This is a genomic window from Mycobacteriales bacterium (assembly GCA_036497565.1).
Classification (GTDB): Bacteria; Actinomycetota; Actinomycetes; order Mycobacteriales; family QHCD01; genus DASXJE01.
Genome location: DASXJE010000046.1, coordinates 13,727 through 33,893, shown reverse-complemented (window position 1 = coordinate 33,893; position 20,167 = coordinate 13,727). Strand labels below are relative to the sequence as shown.

Below are 20,167 nucleotides of genomic sequence, written 5' to 3'. Positions count from 1 at the left end.
CATCCGGGGACTCCGCCTTTCGCGCGTGCCGTTGTGCTCGTATCCTCAGAGGTGGTGGGTGGCAAGTCGACCCGCCGTCGCCACCACCGCCGCGAGGTTCCCCCGCAGCGGCTGCACTGCTGGGAGGAGCGCCGTGCCGCTCTCGGAGCATGAGCAGCGTCTGCTCGAGCAGATCGAGCAGGCTCTGTACGCCGAGGATCCGAAGTTTGCCTCGACGGTGCGGGCGACCGACCTGCGAACCGTGGCCCGGCGCCGGATCCGGCGCGCCGCGGCTCTCTTCGTCGTCGGGCTGGGAGTCCTCCTCGCCGGGGTGATCTTCAACCGGCTCGTCGCCGGGGTTCCGGTGCTCGGTGTCCTCGGGTTCTGCATCATGCTCGGATCGGCGCTCTACGGCTGGTCGCAGTACAAGCGGCTCACCGGCAAGCCCGAGCTGCGCGTCGCCGAGAAGCAAGGCGCCACCGAGGCACAGACGCGGACCAAGCCGGCGCGGCGCAAGAAGTCCCCGAACTCCTCGAAGTCCTCAATGGTGCAGCGGATGGAAGAGCGCTTCCACCGCCGCTTCGACGAGCGCTAGCCGCCCCACCCTTCCCGGCCGGCCCTTCCCGGCCGGCCCTTCTCGGTCGGCGTTGTGGCCGGTTCTAGTGCTGTGCCCCGCGCGGCCGGGCCGGCCAGATCCGCCTCGGCAGGTCCCCGACGCCGCGCCGGGCCCGCTCGACGTCCCGGGCCGTCGACTGCACCGCCCGGCCCGCCGTCTGCAGCGTCGACGGCGGCGCCACCACGACCCGGATCCGCCGGGGCCAGCCGGCTTCGCGCGCGAAGCCCCGACGGATCGCCGCCAGCGCGCCGGGAAGATCGCCGTCGACCCCGGCGGTGCGTGCGTAGCGGGACCGTTCCTCGGCCAGTGCGACGAGGCGCAGCCCGGCGATCGCCGATTCGGGCAGCTGCCGGTCGGCGGTCAGCATGGTGACGGCCGTCCGGGGGGAATGCATCGCCGACAACTCGATCCCGTAGTCCTGGGCGTCGGAGACCACCTCGTCCCACGCCGACCCGGCCGCGGCTGCGGGATCAGCACCTGCTCCGATCCGCAGCCGGCGTCGGCGCTGCACCCGGCGGGTGACCGCCGGGACGGCGAGCAGGCCCACGAGCACCGCGACGGCCAGCCACAGGCCAAGCGTGGCCGGGGCGATCCCGCCCGTCGACGATCCGCCACCGCTGCCCGGCGTGTGCGTCCCGGAGAGGGCGCCCGCCGGCGCGTGCGGCGTCGATCGCGGCGCCGGCGTTGCCCCGGATGTCCCGCGCCGGGTGCCGCCGAGGGGGATCTGGTTGGGCGGCGTGGGCAGATAGGGGCCGGTCTGGCTCCGGCCGTCGCTCAACGGGGTCGGATCGAACGACACCCAGCCGACCTGGTCGAGGTAGGCCTCCACCCAGGCGTGGGCGTCGTGGTTGGTGATCGTCCACGAGCCGTCGACGTTGTGCGTGCCGGCGGTGTAACCCAGGACGACCCGGGACGGGACGCCGGCCAGTCGGAGCATCACCGCCATCGCCGACGCGTACTGCTCGCAGAATCCCTGCTTGTTGGTCAGGAAGTTCAGCAGCTGATCGCTGGTCGGGCCGTGCTTGGTCTGCAGGCTGTACTGGAAGCCGTGCGTCCCGTCGGTGAAGTACTTGTAGAGCGCGACCGCACGGTCGAACGGCGTGCGCGCGCCGGCGATCACCTCGGCGGTGGTCCGGCCCACCTCGGGGCGCACGGTGGGCGTCGCACCCCACTGCAGCTGTATCGGGCTGTCCGGCGGAAGCTGCTTGGCCTGCTCGAGGTGCGCCTTGGTCGGCTTGGGTTCGATCGCGGTCACCGTGTAGGCCAGGCCGGGCCGGGTCGTCCCGTGGTCAGATCGGATGTCGGCGCGGTCGTTCTCGTAGCGCCACTCGTCGCCGAGTCCCCGGACGGAGGTCGGGGCGTAGTAGACGGGCAAGTAGTTGTCGGTGTAGCGCTCGACCGTGATGCGGGCCGACACCCGGCGGCTCTGCCCGACGTCGCGCAGCGAGGCCACCGGGTCGGGCAGCGGCAGGTTGGGCCCGAGGCCGACCGAGTCGCGGTCACCGGGGCCGAGCCGCCAGCCGGCCGACGTGTAGCGGTCGAGGGTGGTGGTGCGCAGGTAGTAGGGCTGATCCACGCTGGCGGAGACCTTCAGCAGGTTGAAGGTCGCGTCCTGGGAGAGTTGGCCCTGCAGGTTGGTGAACGGGTCGATCTGGGCGCCGGTGGCGCCCGACCCGGACCCCGATCCCGGGCCACGACCGATGTGGCTCAAGACGTTGCTGGTGAAGCCCGGCACGAACGGTGGTACGACGAGGGCGGCGGCCAGGGCGACCACCCCGATCCGGCCGGCGGAGCTGTGCCGCGGGACGCGTACCGAGATCGGTCTCGTCCCGCCGGCCGGCTCGCGGTCGTCGTCGACGACCAGCCGTCCCCACCGCACCAGCCGCTCCCGACCCTCGACGGCGAGCAGCAGTAGGAAGCCCACTGCCGCGAGCAGGAACTCCGCCCACAGCACGCCGCCGCCGACCGAAGTCGCGACGGCGAAGAGGGCCAGCATGGCGAGCCCCGCCACCGCCGGCCGGCGCAGGGTCACCGCGAGGACGTCGACGATGATGGCGACCAGCCCGATCGACAGCGCCGCGAGCACGATCAGCTCGGTGCGGGTAGGTACCGGCGCGGCGAGGAACTGGATGTCGTGCATCGCCGCGGTGAGCATGGCGTTGAGGTCCTCGAAGGTCCCCGGCCCGGGCACCACCCCGAGGAATGAGCTGCCACCGGCGAACACGACGGTGTAGTAGAGGAGCAGGCCGAGCACCTGCAACACCGGGATCGCGACGGCCGGGACGTGGAAGTGCCGGGCCAGGATGCCGACGCCGGCCACGGCGGCCACCGCGGCGGCGGCGTACCAGAGCCAGCTCTGCTGCGCGAAGCCGCCGGCCAGGGGTATCGCGCCGAGGACGGTGGCCAGTCCTGCGGCGAGCGTGAGCCGCGTCGGTGCGGTCACCGGGCGCCCGCCACCACCGGGGCCGCGAACGACGTGGCGCCCACCTGCGACCAGACCTCGGCCAGCGAGCTGCCCCGCCCGGCCTGGATGACATGCCAGCCGGCTTGCGCGAAGACGGTCGTCGCCTCCCGGTTCGCCGCGTCGATCCTGGTGCGGGCCTCCGAGCCCAGGGTCAGCCAGGACGTCGAGTCGAGCAGGATCACGATGTTGGAGGAGACGCTCGGCCGCGCGCTGGTGAGCACCCGGGCTTGATCGGCGTTGGTGTTACCGAGTACGGCGATGAGGGTGCCGTCGCGCTCCGCCTTGCGGATCGCGTCGGTGGCGTCGTCGAGGGCCCGTACCCGCGAGGGCCGGATGTCGGCGAGGTGGTCGAGCAGGATGTCGGCCGAGGACAGGCCGGCGTCGAGCATGCCCGCGTCGGTCAGCATCTGCAGCGCGAAGCCGCGCCTGATCAGGTGCACGCCGATGCTGGCGGCGGCGCTCACCGCCCACTCGAAGCTCGAACTGGGCCCGTCACCGCGATGAGCGACGGCACGGGTGTCGAGCAGCAGGCTCGCCCGCGCCTGCCAGGGCTGCTCCTCGCGGCGGACCATGAGCTTGCCGACCCGCGCCGTCGACCGCCAGTGCACCTTGCGCAGGTCATCACCGTGGCGGTACTCGCGGGTGGCCGCGTCGTCCTCGCCGCGCGAGGCCACCGAACGGGAGGTCACCGCGCCGCCGGTCGCCCACACGCCGCCGATCCGCACGACGGGCAGCGGGGTGGTCGCCGGGACGACGGTCAGCCGGTCGACCGCGCTGAAGCTACGGGTCAGCTCGACGAGGCCGAACGGGTCGGTCAGCCGCAGTCGGAGCGGGCCGACACGAAACCGCCCGCGTACGTCGGAGCGCACCGGATAGCGGACCACCCGGTGCTGGCGGGGGGCGAGCCGCTCGGCGGTGAAGCGGGGCCGGCTGCCGAGGCTGAACGGGAGTTCGTCCTCGAGCAGGAGCAGTGATGTCGTGAGTAGCGAGACGTTTTCGAGCCGCAGTCGCACCTCGGTGGTCTGGCCCACCCCGATCCGCTCCGGGGTGATGCTGCGGACACAGGACAGCCGGAACCGGGCCCGGGCGACGACGGCGACCGAGGCCATCGGCAGCACCAGCAGCAGGATCGCGACCCGCAGCAGGTCCTTCTCCCCGAGCAGCAGGGCACAGATGGCGGCGGCGAAGCCGGCGGCGAGGAGGCACCGTCCGCGGGTGGTCAGCCCCCGAATCGCCGACATTAGGGGTGACTCACGGTCCGATGCACCGCACGCCCGCCGGCCCGGTCTCCCGGCAGCGGCACCGGGGTCCGCCGGACCAGGTCTGCCACGATCCCGTCGGCGGTCCGCCGGGCGATCTGGGCTTCCGCGGTGGGGATGACCCGGTGCGCGAGTACCGGGATCGCCAGTTGCTGGATGTCGTCGGGGAGGACGTAGTCACGCCCCTCCAGTGCGCTGTTGGCCTTCGCCGCCCGGAGCAGCTGCAGGGTCGCGCGCGGAGAACCACCGAGTCGCAGATCGGGAGACTTCCTGGTCGCGTTGACCAGGTCGACGGCGTAGCGGCGTACGGCCGGCGAGACGTGGATGTCGTGCACGGCCTGGATCAGGTCGCGGACCTCGGCGGCGTCGGACACGGGGGACAGGTCGGCGAGCGGGTCGTTGCCGGCGTGGTCGGCGAGCATGCTCACCTCGGCGTCCACGTCGGGGTAGCCCATCGCCAGCCGGGCCATGAAGCGGTCGCGCTGCGCCTCCGGCAGCGGGTAGGTGCCTTCCATCTCGATCGGGTTCTGGGTCGCGATGACCATGAACGGGCTCTCGAGGATGTACGTCGTCCCGTCGACCGTGACCTGCCGTTCTTCCATGCACTCCAGCAGCGCCGACTGGGTCTTGGGCGAGGCGCGGTTGATCTCGTCCCCGACGACGAGGTGGGCGAACACGGCGCCCGGCTTGAACTCGAAGTCGTGGGTCTCCTGGTTGTAGACGCTGACCCCGGTGACGTCGCTGGGGAGCAGGTCCGGCGTGAACTGGACCCGGCGTACCGAACAGTCGATCGACCGCGCCAGCGCCTTGGCGAGCTTGGTCTTGCCGACGCCCGGGACGTCCTCGATCAGCAGATGACCCTCGGCGAGCAGCACGACGACGGCGAGGCGGACCGCTTCCGGCTTGCCCTCGATGACGCGCTCGATGTTGCCGCGGACCCGCTGGATGACCTCGTCGAGTTCGGCCAGGCTCGGCGTCTCGGCGGCGTTCAGGCGACCCGGAGGCCCGGCACCGATCACTTCGGGACGTCTCCCGTCGAGTACGCCGTCCGGGTCGCGACCGAATCGGTCGTCGCCCTCGCGACGCGATGGCCCGTCCACCGCATTGTGCACCGCCACCCGTGTCCTCCTCGTCCCGAGCGGTCGCGCCGGGACGGGCGGTTCCGCACCGAAGCGGTACCCGCGATCGCCGTGACCTGTGAGCCGTATCAGCAGTCTGTCAAATGATGCGCCGATCCGCCTATCCCCGAGGCCGGACCGCGATCACGTTCCGATTGCGCTGGTGGGGATCCCGTGGGGATCGCAGGTCGGGACGGGTGTGGTTTGCGTTGACTGTGGGGAGTGGTGGGGTAGGGTGGTGCGAGGTGGAGGAGGGGTCACTCCATCTCGTCGGGAGGTGGGGATGTTTCTCGGTACCCATCACCCTCGGCTCGATGACAAGGGCCGGTTGTTCCTGCCGGCGAAGTTCCGGGAGGAACTGGCGGAAGGGGTCGTGGTGACGAAGGGTCAGGAGCGCTGCCTGTTCGTCTTCCCGGTCCAGGAGTTCGCCCGCGTGACCGAGGCGCTCTCGCAGGCACCGGTGACCCAGCGGGCCGTCCGCGACTACGGCCGGGTGTTCTTCGCCAGCGCATCGGATGAGGTACCCGACCGGCAGGGGCGGATCACGATTCCCGCCGGCCTGCGCGAGTACGCCGGGCTGGAGAAGGACTGCGTCGTCATCGGCGCCAACACACGGGTGGAGATCTGGGACACGGGCAGCTGGGAGCACTACCTCGCCGACCGTGAGCAGACCTTCGCCGATCTGGAGACGGAGGTGCTGCCCGGCGTGCTGTAACTCCCCACCCGTGACGCCCACCGACCGTCCGCCGCGCCACCAGCCGCGGCGACCGAGCCCGTACGACGAGGCCTCCCCCCGCCGGGAGCCCCTGGCGCACCTTCCCCGGTGCCAGGACACCAGGCGGGCGGGGACCCCGACGTATGAACCCGAGTGCCGATGCCGAAGAGAGCAGAGCCCATCCGCCCCGAGCCGTTCATCCCTCCGCACAGTGCAGGCGCCTGGAATGACAGTCAGCGAATCGGCCCGAGCAGTACGCGATCCGGACGCGTCCGGCGACCACGGGGGGACCGGCATGGGGCAGGTCAGCACACTCGTTGCGGAGAGCACACGCGTGACGGACAGCTCGTTCGTCGTGGGCACCGCGACGACCGAGCCGCCGCGACCGCAGGCGGCGCCCCCGGCACCCGCGCTGGGCGCGGAGGTGCGGTCGAGCCTTCTGCTGCTCGCCCTCCTGGTGCTCGTCGTCGCCGGCACCCCGCTGATCGTCATGCTGATCACGCTGGCCGGCCGGTTGTGACGCGCGACCACGGCCACGTCCCGGTCCTGCTCGACCGGGTGCTCGCGCTGTTCGCCCCCGCGATCGGGGACCGCCCGGCCGTCGTCGTCGATGCGACGGTCGGACTCGGCGGGCATGCCGAGGCGCTGCTGGCCCGCCATCCCGAGCTCGTCCTGGTCGGGCTGGACCGCGACCCCGAGGCTCTCGACAGCAGTCGGGACCGGCTCGCGCCCTACGGCGGCCGGGTGCATCTCGTGCACGCCGTCTACGACGCGATGCCCGCCGTGCTCGCCGATCTCGGCCTGCCCCGGGTCGACGGCGTGCTCTTCGACCTCGGTGTCTCCTCGCTGCAGCTCGACGACCCCCGTCGGGGTTTCGCCTACGCCCAGGACGCGCCGCTGGACATGCGGATGGATCCCGAGGATCCGCTCACCGCTGCCGACGTGGTCAACACCTACTCGCCCGACCGGCTCCGCGCGGTGCTGCGCGATTACGGCGAGGAGCGCTTCGCCGGGCGGATCGTGTCGGCGATCGTCCGGGAACGGTCCCGCGAGCCGCTGCACAGCAGCGCCGCCCTGGCCGACCTGGTCCGCGCGGCCGTCCCCGCGGCCACCCGCCGCACCGGCGGGCATCCGGCCAAGCGCACCTTCCAGGCACTGCGGATCGAGGTCAACCACGAACTCGACGCGCTCCGGGATGCGCTCCCGGGCGCCGTCGACGCCCTCGCGATGAAGGGACGGATCGTCGTGATGAGCTACCAGTCGCTCGAGGACCGGTTGGTCAAGCGCACGTTGAGCACCCATGCGACCGGGCGGACGCCGCCCGGTCTGCCGGTCGAACTGCCGGGCGCGGGCCCGACGTTGCGGCTGCTGACCCGCGGTGCGGAAGTCGCCGACGAGGCCGAGATCGCGGCCAACCCCCGGTCGGCATCGGTCCGGCTGCGCGCCGCCGAGCGCATCGCGGAGGCGGCATGACGTCGACGATCACCGGCCGTCGTACGTCGGCCGGCGACGGCCCGTCCCCGGTGCGCCGCTCGCTGTCCGCCGCGATGCCCGCGTCGTCCGGGGCGCCCCGGCGGCCCTTCGTCATCCTCATCGTCGCGCTGCTGGTCGCCGGCCTCGTCCTGGTGCTGCTGATCAACACGGCGAACGCCGGTGCGTCGTTCCGGCAGAGCTCGCTGCAGCAGCGCAACGACACGCTGGGCATACGCCAGCAGCAACTCGCCCAGCAGGTCGACACGCTCGACACCCCGCAGTCGCTGTCGACTGCGGCCCGCCGGCTCGGCATGGTTCCCGGCGGCGATCCCGCCTTCCTGCTGCTCCTGCCGGACGGGGCGTCGAAGGTCCTGGGGTCCCCGGCGCCGGCCACCGCACCGCCCCCGCCCCCGCCGCCGCCGCCGGACAAGACGGCGGTCTCGAAGAAGAAGCCGGCGACCCAGCACCGAGGGACTGCGCACCCGACCGGGCACCCGACAGGGCACCCGACAGCGCACAGCACCCACACCGCCACTCACCAGCCCGCCCAGGGAGGCCATCGGTGACACCCGAACCGCCCCGCCGTAACCGTCCCTCCGGTGGCCGGGCCCCGCAGCGATCGGGCGCCGCACGCGCCGGTCGGCCGGCCCCTCGGACCTCCGGGTCCGGGGGAGCGACGCGCCGCGTCGGCGAGCAGCGCCGGTCCACGTCGGCGGGCGCCCGGCGCAACCCGCCGCGCACCACCACCGCAAATCGGCGTCGTCCGCGCCGGCGGGCCCTGCGGCTCGGGAGCAGCAGACGGCGGATCACCGTCGGGTTCGCCGCTGTCGCGACCGTGGTCCTCATCCTCGGGGGCCGGCTGGTGCAGCTGCAGGGTCTCGACGGGACCGGCCTCGCGGTGGCCGCGGAGCAGCGCCGGACGATGACGACCGACCTGGAGGCCGAGCGGGGCCGGATCCTCGACGCGAACGGCGGGGTGCTCGCCTACAGCGTCGACGCCCGGGCGGTCTACGCCGACCCGAGCCTGGTGAGCTCACCGCTGCTGACCGCGCAGGCACTCGCGCCACTGCTGAAGCAGTCCGTGGTCGACCTGCAGGACAAGCTCAGCCACAAGGGCCGGTTCGTCTACCTCGCCCGGTCGCAGACGCCACAGACCGCGACCCGGGTGATGAACCTCGCCCTGCCGGGGGTCAACGTGCTGCCGGAGTCGCAACGCCTGCACCCGGCCCACGACGTCGGCGCCAACGTGGTCGGGTTCACCGACCGGGACGGGCACGGCATAGCCGGAATCGAGAGCGGCCTCGACGCGAAACTCGCCGGCAAGCCGGGCCGGCTCACGGTGATGAAGGGTGCCGGGGGCGAGGTCATCCCCTCCGGCGTCCACAAGGACGATCCCGCGGTGCCCGGGTCGTCCGTGCAGCTGACCATCTCCCAGGACCTGCAGTACGTCGCCCAGAAGGCGCTCGACCAGGCGGTGCACTCCACCGGCGCCAAGGACGGCCAGATCACCATCCTCGACGCCAAAACCGGGGCGATCAAGGCGATGGCGTCCGCCCCGACCTACGACGCGGCGGACCCGGGCCGTACCCCGCAGTCCCTGTCCAACCCCAACATCTCGAGCGTGTTCGAGCCCGGCTCGGCGAACAAGGTCGTGACCTTCGCGGCCGCGCTGCAGCGGGGGCTCATCACGCCGAAGACCGCGATGACGGTGCCCGGGACGATCCAGTTCGCCGACCGCACGATCCACGACGACTGGGTGCACGACCCGGTCGGCTGGACCGCCACCGGCGTCCTGGCCAAGTCCAGCAACGTCGGCACCCTGATGATCGCCAAGAAGCTCGGTCCGGCGGTCTGGGATTCCTACGCCAAGAAGTTCGGCGAGGGTCAGCCCACCGGCGTCGCCCTACCCGCCGAGAGCGCCGGCATCCTTCCGCCGATGAAGGACTGGTCGGGCAGCACGTTCGGCAACCTGCCGATCGGCCAGGGCGTCGCGGTCACCAGCCTGCAGCTCGCCGACATGTACCAGGCCATCGCCAACAACGGGGTCCGGGTGCCGCCGCACGTCGTGGAGAAGATGATCGGGCCGACCGGCAGGGTGACGAAGTCGGTGCCGGGCAAGCCGGTGCGGGTGGTCAGCGCCAAGACTGCCGCGACGCTGCGCGAGATGCTGCAAATGGTGACCCAGGACGGCGGTACGGCGCCGAAGGCCGCGATCAACGGCTTCACGACGGCCGGTAAGACCGGCACCGGACAGAAGCCGAACCCCGCCTGCAACTGCTACGAGGGCGGCGGTTACTGGTCGACGTTCGCCGGGATGGCACCCGCCGACCACCCGCGCTACGTCATGTCGATCATGGTCGACAGCCCGCAGACCGACTACCTCGGTGGCGACGTGGCCGCTCCGCTGTTCCACGAGGTGATGAGCTACGCGTTGAAGCAGGGCGACGTCGCCCCGACCGGCGCGGCACCCGCGCACCTGCCCTTGTTCGCACCCTGACCGGTAGCCTTCACTGTCGTGTCCGCGTCCCACCCACCGCGGCCCGCTCACCCGGGGCCGCACGCGCTCGCGGATCTCGGCGCGCTCCTCGGCGTCCCCGTCCTGCCCGCCGGGTCGGCCGCTGATCCGCCGGCCGCCGTGTCGATCACCGGGGTCTCCCACGCCGCCCAGTCGGTGCAACCCGGGGACCTCTACGTCGCCCGGTCCGGCGCCCGCGCGCACGGCGCCGACTTCGCCGCCGAGGCGGTCGCCCGGGGTGCGGTCGCCGTGCTGACCGATCCGGCGGGCCGGGACCGCGCCCGGGCGAGCGGCGTACCGACGCTGGTCGTCGACGATCCGCGGTCGGCGCTCGGCGCGGTTTCCGTCTGGGTCTACGACGACCCGGCGGCGTCGATCGCCCTGATCGGCATCACCGGAACCAACGGCAAGACGACCACGGCCTATCTCGTCGAAGCGGGCCTGCGGGCCGCCGGGGAGACGACCGGACTGCTCGGCACCGTGGAGACCAGGATCGGCACCGACGTGCTGCCGAGCGTTCGCACCACCCCCGAGGCGCCGGAGTTGCAGGCGCTGTTCGCCACCATGCGCGAGCGGGGGGTCACCGCCGCGGTGATGGAGGTGTCGAGCCACGCGCTGGCGCTCGGCCGGGTGGACGGCACCCGGTTCGCCGTCGGAGCCTTCACCAACCTGAGCCAGGACCACCTCGACTTCCACGCCGACATGGAGGATTACTTCGCCGCGAAGTCCCGGCTCTTCGACGGTCGTAGCGCCGCCGAGGTGGTCAACACCGACGACGCCTGGGGCCGGCGGCTGGTTCGAGAGGGGACGGTCACCGTGTCTCCCGGTGGAGATCCGGGCGCGGCATGGCGCGCCGTCCGGGTCGAGTCCACCGCCGACCGCGGCACCACGTTCACCGCCGAGGGCCCCGCCGGAGTGAGCATCGACGTCGCGATGGACCTACCCGGCGCGTTCAACGTGGCCAACGCGATGATCGCCCTTGCCGCGGTCGCCGCGGCGGGCGTCGATCCGGCCCGGGCTGCTCCCGGGCTACGGCACGTGTCCGTTCCCGGCCGGCTCGAGCGCGTCGACGCCGGCCAGGACTTCCTCGCCTTCGTCGACTACGCCCACAAGCCCGGCGCCGTGGCGGCGATCCTCGACGCGGTGCGGCCACTCACCGCCGGCCGGCTGATCATGGTGCTCGGCTGCGGCGGCGACCGCGACCGCGGCAAACGGCCGTTGATGGGTGAGGCGGCCGCCCGCGGCGCCGACCTGTTGATCGTGACCGACGACAACCCCCGGTCGGAGGATCCGGCGGCGATCCGGGCCGAGATGGAGGCCGGCGTACGTCGGGTGCCGGGCGCGGAATGGCGCACCATCGGCGGGCGGGCCGACGCGATCGCCGAGGCGGTGCGCCAGGCCGGGCCGGGGGACACCGTGGTCGTCGCGGGCAAGGGCCACGAGCAGGGCCAGGAGATCGCCGGGGAGATCCGGCCCTTCGACGACCGGTGCGTGCTCCGCGACGCGATCGGGGTGGCCGCACGATGATCGCCCTCACCCTGGCCGAGATCGCCGCCGCGGTCGACGGGACCCTGGTCGACGTCGCCGACGAGGGCGCGACGGTGACCGGGCCGGTCGAGTTCGACTCCCGGCAGGTCGCGCCGGGCGGCCTGTTCGTCGCGCTGCCCGGTGAGCAGGTCGACGGCCACGACTACGCCGCCGCCGCGGTCGAGCGCGGTGCCGTCGCGGTGCTCGCGACCCGGCCGGTGGGTGTCCCCTCCGTCGTCGTGGCCGAGCCGTTCGCGGCGCTCGCGTCGCTGGCCAGGTCGGTGCTGGCCCGGCTTCCCGAGGTGACGGTGGTCGGGATCACCGGGTCGGCCGGCAAGACCACGACGAAGGACCTCGTCGCCGCGCTGGTCCGGCGGATCGGCCCGACGGTCGCGCCCCCGGGTTCGTTCAACAACGAGCTCGGCCACCCCTACACCGTGCTGCGGTCCACCGTGGACACGCGGTTCCTCGTTCTCGAGAACAGCGCGCGCGGCCCCGGCCATATCGCGGCGCTGTGCCGGATCGCCCGGCCGACGATCGGCGTAGTGCTCAACGTCGGCAGCGCCCACCTCGGCGAATTCGGCTCCCGCGCGGCAATCGCCGCGGCCAAGGGCGAGTTGGTCGAGGCGCTGCCCGCCGCGGCCGAGGGCGGGGTGGCCGTGCTCAACGCCGACGACCCGCTCGTGGCCGCCATGCGCGACCGCACCGCGGCCCGGGTGCTCACCGTGGGCGAGTCGCCCGGCGCCGACCTGCGCGCCGTCGACGTGGTGATCGGAGCCGACGGCCGCCCGTCCTTCCGGCTGGTCACGCCCGAGGAGGAGGTCGGGGTCCGGCTGGCCCTCGTCGGTCGCCATCAGGTCGCCAACAGCCTCGCCGCCGCGGCGGTCGCCCACGAGCTCGGTCTCGGGTGGCTGGAGATCGCCGATGTGCTCGCCGAGACGGGAGCGGCGAGTCACTGGCGGATGGAGGTGACGGAGCGCCCCGACGGGGTGACTATCGTCAACGACGCCTACAACGCCAACCCCGAATCGATGCGGGTGGCGTTGGAGACACTCGCCACGCTCGCCCGCGGTCGCCGCGGATGGGCTGTGCTCGGCCCGATGGCCGAGCTCGGGGAGGAGACCGCCGCCGCGCACGACGCGGTCGGTCGCCTGGTGGCGGAGCTCGGCATCGCACGGCTGGTCGTCGTCGGTGGGGAGGCCGCGCCGATGCACGTCGCGGCGACGCGGGACGGATCGTGGGAAGGGGAGTCGGTGCTCGTACCGGAGGTCGACGCGGCACGCGCGCTGCTCGACCGCGAGCTGCGGCCGGGCGACGTCGTCCTGGTGAAGGCCTCGCGATCGGCCGGGCTCGAGCGGGTCGCGCTCGCCCTCGGCGAGGTTGCGGCCCCGGCCGCCCCGATCGATGCGGAGGAGCGCCGGTGAAGTCGGTGCTCGTCGCCGCCCTGGTGGCGCTCGTCGTGTCGATCCTGTGCACGCCGGCCGCCATCAAGCTGTTCCGGCGCCACGGCTTCGGTCAGGAGATCCGCGACGACGGGCCGCAGACCCACCTCGCCAAGCGTGGCACCCCGACCATGGGCGGGGCCGTGATCATCCTCGGCACCGTCCTCGGCTACACGGTGTCCCACCTCGTCGTCGCCACCCAGACCGGTCGCGGGCCCACCGCCTCCGGGCTGCTCGTGCTCTACCTGATGGTCGTGCTCGGCCTCGTCGGTTTCCTCGACGACTTCATCAAGGTGCGCAAGCAACGCAGCCTCGGGCTCAACACGACGACGAAGCTGGTCGGCCAGCTGTTCGCCGCGGTGAGCTTCGCCGTACTGGCGCTGCAGTTCCACAGCCACGGCCGGCTGTCGCCCGCGTCGGTGCACCTGTCGTTCGTCCGCGACATCGCGGTCATCAGCTTCGGCTCGGTCGGCTTCGTCGTGTTCGCCGTACTGCTGATCAGCGGCTTCTCCAACGCCGTCAACCTCACCGACGGCCTCGACGGCCTCGCCGCCGGGAGCTCGGTGATGGTGCTCGGCGCCTACGTCATCATCAGCTTCTACCAGTTCCGCAACGCCTGCGGCGTCCTCGGCGCCAAGCCCGGCTGCTACGTGGTCCGCGATCCGCTCGACGTCGCGCTCGTCGCCGCGGCCGCATTGGGCGCCTGCTTCGGCTTCCTGTGGTGGAACGCCTATCCGGCCCGGATCATCATGGGCGACACCGGTTCGCTCGCCCTCGGTGGGCTGCTCGCCGGGATCGCCGTGATGACCCGCACCGAACTGCTGCTCGTCGTACTCGGAGGCCTGTTCGTCGTCGAGACCCTGTCGGTGGCCCTGCAGGTCGCCGTCTTCAAGGCAACCCGAAAACGGGTGTTCAACATGGCGCCCATCCACCACCACTTCGAATTAGCGGGGTGGCAGGAGATGACGGTCATCGTGCGGTTCTGGATCATCACCGGGCTCGCCGTGGCATTCGGGATGGGCCTGTTCTACGCGGAGTTCATCTCCTACGGACTGCCCGGATGAGCGGCCCGACGGACTATGTCGGGACACCGGTGCTGGTCGCCGGAGCGGGCGTTTCAGGGGCCTCCGCGGCACTAGCCCTGGCCCGAGTCGGCGCGGAGGTCACCGTCGTCGACCGGCGGGGCACGGACTCCAGCGGGCGGCTCGAGGCCGCCGGGATCGCCGTACTTCCGGAGCCGCCCGCGCCGCCCGACGGGACGAAGCTCGTGGTGACTTCACCGGGCCTGCGGCCGGATCACCCGCTGCTGCTCGCGGCCGCCGACGCAGGCATCGAGGTGATCGGCGACGTCGAACTCGCCTGGCGGCTGCGGCCGGCCGACGCCGCACCGTGGCTCGCGCTGACCGGGACCAACGGCAAGACGACGACCGTCGGCATGCTGGAGGCGATCCTGCGTGCCGCCGGGCTGCGCGCCGTCGCGACCGGCAACGTCGGGTTTCCAGTCGTCGACGCGGTCGACGCCGACCCGCCGTACGACGTGCTGGCCGTCGAGCTGTCGAGCTTTCAGCTGCACTGGAGTTCATCGCTGCGCCCGCGGGCGGCGGCCGTGCTCAACCTCGCTCCGGACCACGTCGACTGGCACGGTTCGTTCGATGCCTACGTGGCGGCGAAGGCCCGGATCCTCCAGCACGATGCCACGAACGTCGTGAACGCCGACGACCCGACGGTGCTCCGGCTCGCCCACGGGCTGCCCGACGCGGTCAGCTTCACCCTTGGCGAGCCGGGCCCGGGCCAGGTCGGGATCGTCGCCGGCAACCTGGTCGACCGCGCCTTCGGGATCGACCGGGGCACCGAGCAGAGCGTGGTCCTGGCCGGCGTCTCCGACGTACGTCCGATCGGGCCGCACAACGTCGCCAACGCCCTCGCCGCCGCCTCTCTGGCCCGCGCCTACGGCGTCACCGCGGTCGACGTACGCAACGGCCTGCGCGGCTTCGTTCCCGGTGCCCACCGCAATGCCCAGGTCGGTGTGGTCGGCGGTGCCGTCTACGTCGACGACAGCAAGGCGACCAACCCGCATGCGGCGGCGGCGTCGTTGTCCGCCTACGAGCGGGTGGTCTGGGTCGCCGGTGGCCAACTCAAAGGCGCCCCGATCGACGAACTCGTCGCCGCGGTGCATCCGCGGCTCGCCGCGGCCGTGTTGCTCGGCGCCGACCGGGCCCAGTTCGCGGACGCATTCGCGCGACACGCGCCGGATCTCCCGGTTGTCGAGGTCACCGCAGACGACGATGGAGCGATGACCGAGGTCGTGACCAAGGCTGCCGCGCTCGCCCGCCCGGGCGACACGGTGCTGCTCGCCCCGGCCGCGGCATCGCTGGACATGTTCGCCGACTACGCGGCGCGCGGCGACGCCTTCGCCGCGGCGGTTCGCGGGCTGGAAGAGGAATGACGGCGGGGGTCTCCAGCCGGACCGCGATCCGCCGCCGGCTGGCGTTTCTCGACCGACCGTTGACGTCCCTGCACCTGATCCTCGTCACCACCGGCCTGCTGACCGTGATCGGTCTGGTCATGGTCCTGTCGGCGTCCAGTGTGGACTCCTACGCCGCGACCGGATCGGCGTTCGACGTCTTCAAGAAGCAACTGATGTGGGTGGCCATCGGCGCCCCGATCTTCTGGCTGGGCATCCGGCTTTCCCCGAAGGCATACCGGCGGTTGGCCTATCCGGCGCTGGCGTTGTCATTCGTGGCGCTGCTGGCGGTGCTGGTGCCCGGCGTGGGAAACCTGGTGAGCGGTTCACGCCGGTGGATCGAGCTCGGTCCGTTGCAGCTGCAACCCTCCGAGCCGGCCAAGCTCGCGCTCGCGCTGTGGGGCGCAGACCTGCTGGTACGCAAGGAGAAGCTGCTCGACCAATGGCGGCATCTGCTGATCCCGATCGTGCCGGTCGCGATCGCCGCATGTGCACTCGTGATGCTCGAGCCCGATCTCGGTACGACGATCTGCGTGGTCCTGGTGCTGTTCGGTCTACTGTGGACGGTCGGTGCTCCGGGTCGGTTGTTCGTGCTGCTCGCGAGCACGACCATCGGCGCCGTGGTCGTGCTGATCATGATCGAGCCCTACCGGATGACCAGGTTCACCAGCTTCCTCAATCCCTTCAAAGACCAGAGCGACAAGGGCTATCAGGCGGCTGAGGGCCTCTACTCCCTGTCGAGCGGTGGCTGGTTCGGGGTCGGCTTGGGGCAGAGCCGGTTCAAGTGGGGGCTGCTGCCCAACGCGCACACCGACTACATCTTCGCGATCGTCGGTGAGGAGCTCGGGCTCGTCGGGAGCCTGCTCGTGCTGGCGCTGTTCGCGGTGCTCGCCTACGCCGGTCTGCGGATCGCCAGGCGCGCGACCGACCCGTTCGTCCGGCTGGCCAGCGCCGCGGTCACCGTGTGGCTGGTCGGGCAGGCCCTGATCAACATCGGTTACGTGACGGGGCTGTTGCCGGTCACCGGAATTCCGCTCCCGCTGATCTCCTTCGGTGGGACCTCGTTGATCGTCACGCTGTTCGCCCTGGGCATGCTGGCCTCCTTCGCCCGCCATGAGCCGGCTGCGGCCGCGGCGTTGCGGGCCCGAGGACCGAGCCGGATGGCCCGCATCCTGTGGCTGCCGGCACCGGCGGAGCCACGACCGAAGTCGGCCAGGATCACCCGGATCCGCCGGCCCCCCGAGCGGGCGACCGGTCCCGCCCCCCGTGGTCGGGGCAGCGGGCGCGCCGGCACCGTCCTGCCGGCCACCGGCACCGACGGACGCCGGACCCGGTGAGCCGCCCGCTGTCCGTCGTGGTCGCCGGCGGCGGGACCGCCGGGCACATCTCCCCGGCGCTCGCCCTCGCCGACCGCCTGCGCGAGGACGATCCGACGGTGCGGATCACCGCCCTCGGCACCGCGCGTGGGCTGGAGGTCGAGATGATCCCGGCCCGCGGCTACGACCTGGAGCTGATCCCGTCCGTGCCGCTGCCGCGTAAGCCCACCGCCGACCTGCTCCGCATGCCCGGGCGGGTCGCCGCCGCCGTCCGCGCCGCCGGAGCGGTGCTCGAGCGGTCCGCCGCCGACGTCCTGGTCGGGTTCGGCTCCTACGTCGCCCTTCCCGCCTATCTCGCGGCCCGGCGCCGCCGGCTGCCGTTCGTCGTGCACGAGGCCAACATCCGTCCCGGCCTGGGCAACCGCATCGGTGCCCGCCTGACGCCGCACGTCGCGGTGGTCAACGAGGCGATCCGGCTGCCGCACGCCCGGGTGGTCGGGCTCCCGTTGCGCGCGACGATCCGCGATCTCGACCGCGCGGGCGCGCGCGGCGCGGCCCGCGAGCACTTCGGGCTCGACCCGGACCGCCCGACCCTGCTGGTGACCGGCGGCTCGCAGGGCGCCCGCTCGCTGAACCGGGCGGCGACCGCCGCCGCCCCGGCGCTGCGGGCGGCGGGGGTGCAGGTGCTGCTCGTCGCCGGGCCGAAGAACGTCGTGTCGGTCGCGGATGTGTCCGGTGGTCCGCCCTACGTCGTACTCCCGTTCCTCGAGGAGATGGACCTCGGCTACGCCGCCGCCGACATGGTGCTGTGCCGGTCCGGGATGAACACCGTGTCCGAGCTGACCGCCGTCGGCCTCCCGGCGGCCTACGTCCCGCTGCCCATCGGCAACGGCGAGCAGCGGCTCAACGCGCTTCCGGTGGTGCAGGCCGGCGGCGGGCTGCTCGTCGACGACGCCGACCTGTCCCCGGCCTGGATCGAGTCGGAGCTGATACCGGTCCTACGCGACTCCGCACGCCTTGCGAGCATGGGTCGAGCCGCGGCGGCGTTGGGCCACCGCGACGCCGATGTCGCGCTCGCGCGCATGGTGGTGGAGGTGGCACGCCGGTGACCGGCCCCGAAGGTATTGGCCCCGAAGGTATTGGCCCCGAAGGTATTGGCCCCGAGAGTCCTGGCCCGGCGAAGGCCGACCTGGGCGTGGTGCATTTCGTCGGCATCGGCGGGGTGGGGATGAGCGGGATCGCCCGCATCATGCTGGCCCGCGGCTACACCGTGTCCGGCAGCGACGCCAAGGAGTCGACCATCCTGGCGGCGTTGCGGGCACTCGGCGCGACGGTGCACGTCGGCCACCGCGCGGACAACCTCGGTGCGGCCGACACCGTCGTGGTGTCCACCGCGATCCGGCCGAGCAATCCGGAGCTCGCCGAGGCCAGGCGCCGCGGGCTGCTGGTGATCCCGCGGGCCGCGGCCCTCGCCGCCGTGATGGCCGGGCGCCGTGGCGTCGCCGTCGCCGGGACCGCGGGCAAGACGACCACCACGTCGATGCTCACCGTCGCCGCCCAGCACTGCGGCGTCGACCCGTCGTTCGCGATCGGCGGTGACCTCAACGAGTCGGGGTCCAACGCGCACAACGGCTCCGGGGATCTGTTCATCGCCGAGGCGGACGAGAGCGACGGGTCCTTCCTGCTGCTCTCGCCGGCCGCGGCCGTGGTCACCAACGTCGAGGTCGACCACCTCGACCAGCACGGCACCCCGCAGGCCTACGTGCGGGCCTTCGAGGACTTCCTCGGCCGCATCGACCCGGGCGGCTTCCTCACCGTCGGCATCGACGATCCCGGCGGCCGGCGGCTGGCCGAGGTCGCCCGCGGGCTGCCGCTGACGGTGCGCACCTACGGCACGGCCGACGACGCCGACCTGCGGCTGATCGGTGTCTCCGTCCGGCCGGACGGGACGTCGTACGACGCCGTGCTCGACGGCGCCCCGCTCGCGTCGATACGGATCGGTGTCGCGGGCCACCACATGGCGTTGAACTCCGCGGCCGCGCTGCTCACCGGGCTGCAGCTCGGCCTGCCGCTCGACCCGCTCCTGGCCGGCCTCACGGCCTTCACCGGAGTCCGGCGGCGGTTCGAGTACAAGGGAATGGCCGGGGGAGTCCGGGTCTACGACGACTACGCACACGCCCCGACGAAGATCGCCGCCCAGCTGCGCGCCGCCCGTGTGGTCGCCGGCTCCGGGCGGCTCATCGTGGCCTTCCAGCCGCACCTCTACAGCCGCACCCAGGCCTTCGGTGAGGAGCTCGGTACGGCGCTCGGGCTGGCCGACGAGGTCGTGGTGATGGCGGTCTACGGCGCCCGCGAGGACCCGATCCCCGGGGTCACCGGCGCGGCGGTCGCGGCCGCCGTACCGCTGCCGGCCGAGCAGGTGCGCTTCGAGCCGTCGTGGTCGGCGGTGGCGCCGACCCTGGCCGCCACGGCGCGGCCGGGCGACGTGATCGTCACCATGGGCGCCGGAGACGTCACGATGGTCGGCCCGGAGGTGCTCGTCGAGCTGGACGGGGGCGTGCCGTGAGGACACTCGCCGACGACCGGTCCCGGCAGGCCGGCCGGCCGACGGGGTCGCGCCGGCGTCGGCCGCGGCGTCGCACGTTGATCGCTGCCGCACTGCTCGTCGTCGTCCTCGCCGGCTGCTACGTCGTCTTCTTCACCGCCCTCTTCAGCGTCCGGTCGGTCACCGTGACCGGGCTGTCGCGGCTGACCCGCGGGCAGGTACTCGCCGCGGCCGCTGTGCCGCGCGGCGTCCCGCTGGTGCGCGTCGACACCGCACCGGTGCGCGAGCGGGTGGCGGCGTTGCCCCGGGTCGCGAAGGTCGAGGTCAGCCGCAAGTGGCCGTCGGGGCTCGTGATCGCGATCCACGAACGCACCGGCGTGGCCTACGTCGTCCGTGATGGCAAGCCGTGGCTGGTCGACGCGTCCGGGTATCGCTTCGCCGCGGTCGCGACCGCCACCGGCCTGCCCCGCCTCGCGACGGCCGACGCCCCGCGCGCCGCGCGTCGTGCCGCCGTCGACGTGGTGGCCCATCTGCCGGCCGCACTGCGGTCGATCACCGTGAGCGTCTCGGTCACCGACCCCGACCACGTCACCCTCAACCTCACCCACAACCGCACCGCCCTGTGGGGCGGCACCGGGCAGATGACCATCAAGGGCCGTGCCCTGCTGGCACTGCTCAAGCGACCGGGGACGACGTACGACGTGAGCACCCCGCCGGTCGTCGTCGTCCACTGA

Annotated in this window: 17 protein-coding genes; 14 read left to right on the top strand and 3 right to left on the bottom strand. The window is 72.6% G+C overall.

The annotated features are described in order from the left end of the window. Positions 1–133: 133 nt before the first annotated feature. Positions 134–574 carry a DUF3040 domain-containing protein gene (locus VGH85_04215; GenBank protein ID HEY2172997.1) on the top strand — a complete coding sequence of 147 codons (441 nt, stop codon included), beginning with the start codon at positions 134–136 and terminating at the stop codon, positions 572–574. 64 nt (positions 575–638) lie between these two features. Here the strand turns inward: VGH85_04215 and VGH85_04210 are convergent, their stop codons facing one another. From VGH85_04210 to VGH85_04200, 3 genes are read right to left on the bottom strand one after another with little or no spacing between them, the layout of a single operon-like run. Beyond that, the gene (locus VGH85_04210) at positions 639–3,038 is read right to left on the bottom strand and encodes a DUF3488 and transglutaminase-like domain-containing protein (GenBank protein ID HEY2172996.1); all 2,400 of its coding nucleotides are present in this window, start codon (positions 3,036–3,038) and stop codon (positions 639–641) included. Next, positions 3,035–4,300, bottom strand: coding sequence for a DUF58 domain-containing protein (locus VGH85_04205; protein ID HEY2172995.1), 1,266 nt, complete (start codon positions 4,298–4,300; stop codon positions 3,035–3,037). The genes VGH85_04210 and VGH85_04205 overlap by 4 nt, the downstream gene beginning before the upstream one ends. Further along, positions 4,300–5,436, bottom strand: a complete 1,137-nt coding sequence (locus VGH85_04200) for a MoxR family ATPase (protein HEY2172994.1) — start codon at positions 5,434–5,436, stop codon at positions 4,300–4,302. Before VGH85_04200 ends, VGH85_04205 begins: the two co-directional genes overlap by 1 nt. A gap of 283 nt (positions 5,437–5,719) precedes the next feature. Between VGH85_04200 and mraZ the strand changes: the two genes are divergently transcribed. The 13 genes from mraZ (at position 5,720) to VGH85_04135 (ending at position 20,167) form a co-directional block, all read left to right on the top strand. Then, entirely contained in the window at positions 5,720–6,151 is a 432-nt protein-coding gene (gene mraZ / locus VGH85_04195) for a division/cell wall cluster transcriptional repressor MraZ (GenBank protein ID HEY2172993.1), read from the top strand. 334 nt (positions 6,152–6,485) lie between these two features. Beyond that, positions 6,486–6,671: a hypothetical protein gene (locus tag VGH85_04190; protein ID HEY2172992.1), complete on the top strand. Its 186-nt coding sequence runs from the start codon at positions 6,486–6,488 to the stop codon at positions 6,669–6,671. Then, entirely contained in the window at positions 6,668–7,624 is a 957-nt protein-coding gene (rsmH, locus tag VGH85_04185; protein ID HEY2172991.1) for a 16S rRNA (cytosine(1402)-N(4))-methyltransferase RsmH, read from the top strand. The genes VGH85_04190 and rsmH overlap by 4 nt, the downstream gene beginning before the upstream one ends. After that, entirely contained in the window at positions 7,621–8,190 is a 570-nt protein-coding gene (locus VGH85_04180) for a hypothetical protein (GenBank protein HEY2172990.1), read from the top strand. The genes rsmH and VGH85_04180 overlap by 4 nt, the downstream gene beginning before the upstream one ends. Then, positions 8,187–10,121: a penicillin-binding protein 2 gene (locus tag VGH85_04175; protein HEY2172989.1), complete on the top strand. Its 1,935-nt coding sequence runs from the start codon at positions 8,187–8,189 to the stop codon at positions 10,119–10,121. Before VGH85_04180 ends, VGH85_04175 begins: the two co-directional genes overlap by 4 nt. Positions 10,122–10,139: 18 nt before the next feature. Further along, positions 10,140–11,666 carry a UDP-N-acetylmuramoyl-L-alanyl-D-glutamate--2,6-diaminopimelate ligase gene (locus VGH85_04170; protein HEY2172988.1) on the top strand — a complete coding sequence of 509 codons (1,527 nt, stop codon included), beginning with the start codon at positions 10,140–10,142 and terminating at the stop codon, positions 11,664–11,666. Then, on the top strand, positions 11,663–13,090 hold the full coding sequence (gene murF, locus VGH85_04165; GenBank protein HEY2172987.1) for a UDP-N-acetylmuramoyl-tripeptide--D-alanyl-D-alanine ligase: 1,428 nt from the start codon (positions 11,663–11,665) through the stop codon (positions 13,088–13,090). The genes VGH85_04170 and murF overlap by 4 nt, the downstream gene beginning before the upstream one ends. Continuing rightward, positions 13,087–14,172 carry a phospho-N-acetylmuramoyl-pentapeptide-transferase gene (gene mraY / locus VGH85_04160; protein ID HEY2172986.1) on the top strand — a complete coding sequence of 362 codons (1,086 nt, stop codon included), beginning with the start codon at positions 13,087–13,089 and terminating at the stop codon, positions 14,170–14,172. The genes murF and mraY overlap by 4 nt, the downstream gene beginning before the upstream one ends. After that, positions 14,169–15,554, top strand: a complete 1,386-nt coding sequence (gene murD, locus VGH85_04155; GenBank protein HEY2172985.1) for a UDP-N-acetylmuramoyl-L-alanine--D-glutamate ligase — start codon at positions 14,169–14,171, stop codon at positions 15,552–15,554. The genes mraY and murD overlap by 4 nt, the downstream gene beginning before the upstream one ends. Beyond that, positions 15,551–16,909 carry a putative lipid II flippase FtsW gene (ftsW, locus tag VGH85_04150; protein HEY2172984.1) on the top strand — a complete coding sequence of 453 codons (1,359 nt, stop codon included), beginning with the start codon at positions 15,551–15,553 and terminating at the stop codon, positions 16,907–16,909. The genes murD and ftsW overlap by 4 nt, the downstream gene beginning before the upstream one ends. Then, positions 16,906–17,997 carry an undecaprenyldiphospho-muramoylpentapeptide beta-N-acetylglucosaminyltransferase gene (gene murG / locus VGH85_04145; protein HEY2172983.1) on the top strand — a complete coding sequence of 364 codons (1,092 nt, stop codon included), beginning with the start codon at positions 16,906–16,908 and terminating at the stop codon, positions 17,995–17,997. Before ftsW ends, murG begins: the two co-directional genes overlap by 4 nt. A 44-nt stretch (positions 17,998–18,041) precedes the next feature. Next, positions 18,042–19,454 carry a UDP-N-acetylmuramate--L-alanine ligase gene (gene murC / locus VGH85_04140; GenBank protein HEY2172982.1) on the top strand — a complete coding sequence of 471 codons (1,413 nt, stop codon included), beginning with the start codon at positions 18,042–18,044 and terminating at the stop codon, positions 19,452–19,454. Then, a complete protein-coding gene (locus VGH85_04135; protein ID HEY2172981.1) occupies positions 19,451–20,167 on the top strand; it encodes an FtsQ-type POTRA domain-containing protein in 717 nt (238 codons plus the stop codon). Before murC ends, VGH85_04135 begins: the two co-directional genes overlap by 4 nt.

What these genes read in the sequence shown, in the direction of transcription:
- murF (HEY2172987.1), top strand. Translation starts at nt 11,663, where the DNA reads ATGATCGCCCTCACCCTGGCCGAGATCGCCGCCGCGGTCGACGGGACC.
- VGH85_04205 (HEY2172995.1), bottom strand. Translation starts at nt 4,300, where the DNA reads ATGTCGGCGATTCGGGGGCTGACCACCCGCGGACGGTGCCTCCTCGCC.
- VGH85_04180 (HEY2172990.1), top strand. Translation starts at nt 7,621, where the DNA reads ATGACGTCGACGATCACCGGCCGTCGTACGTCGGCCGGCGACGGCCCG.
- mraZ (HEY2172993.1), top strand. Translation starts at nt 5,720, where the DNA reads ATGTTTCTCGGTACCCATCACCCTCGGCTCGATGACAAGGGCCGGTTG.
- murD (HEY2172985.1), top strand. Translation starts at nt 14,169, where the DNA reads ATGAGCGGCCCGACGGACTATGTCGGGACACCGGTGCTGGTCGCCGGA.
- ftsW (HEY2172984.1), top strand. Translation starts at nt 15,551, where the DNA reads ATGACGGCGGGGGTCTCCAGCCGGACCGCGATCCGCCGCCGGCTGGCG.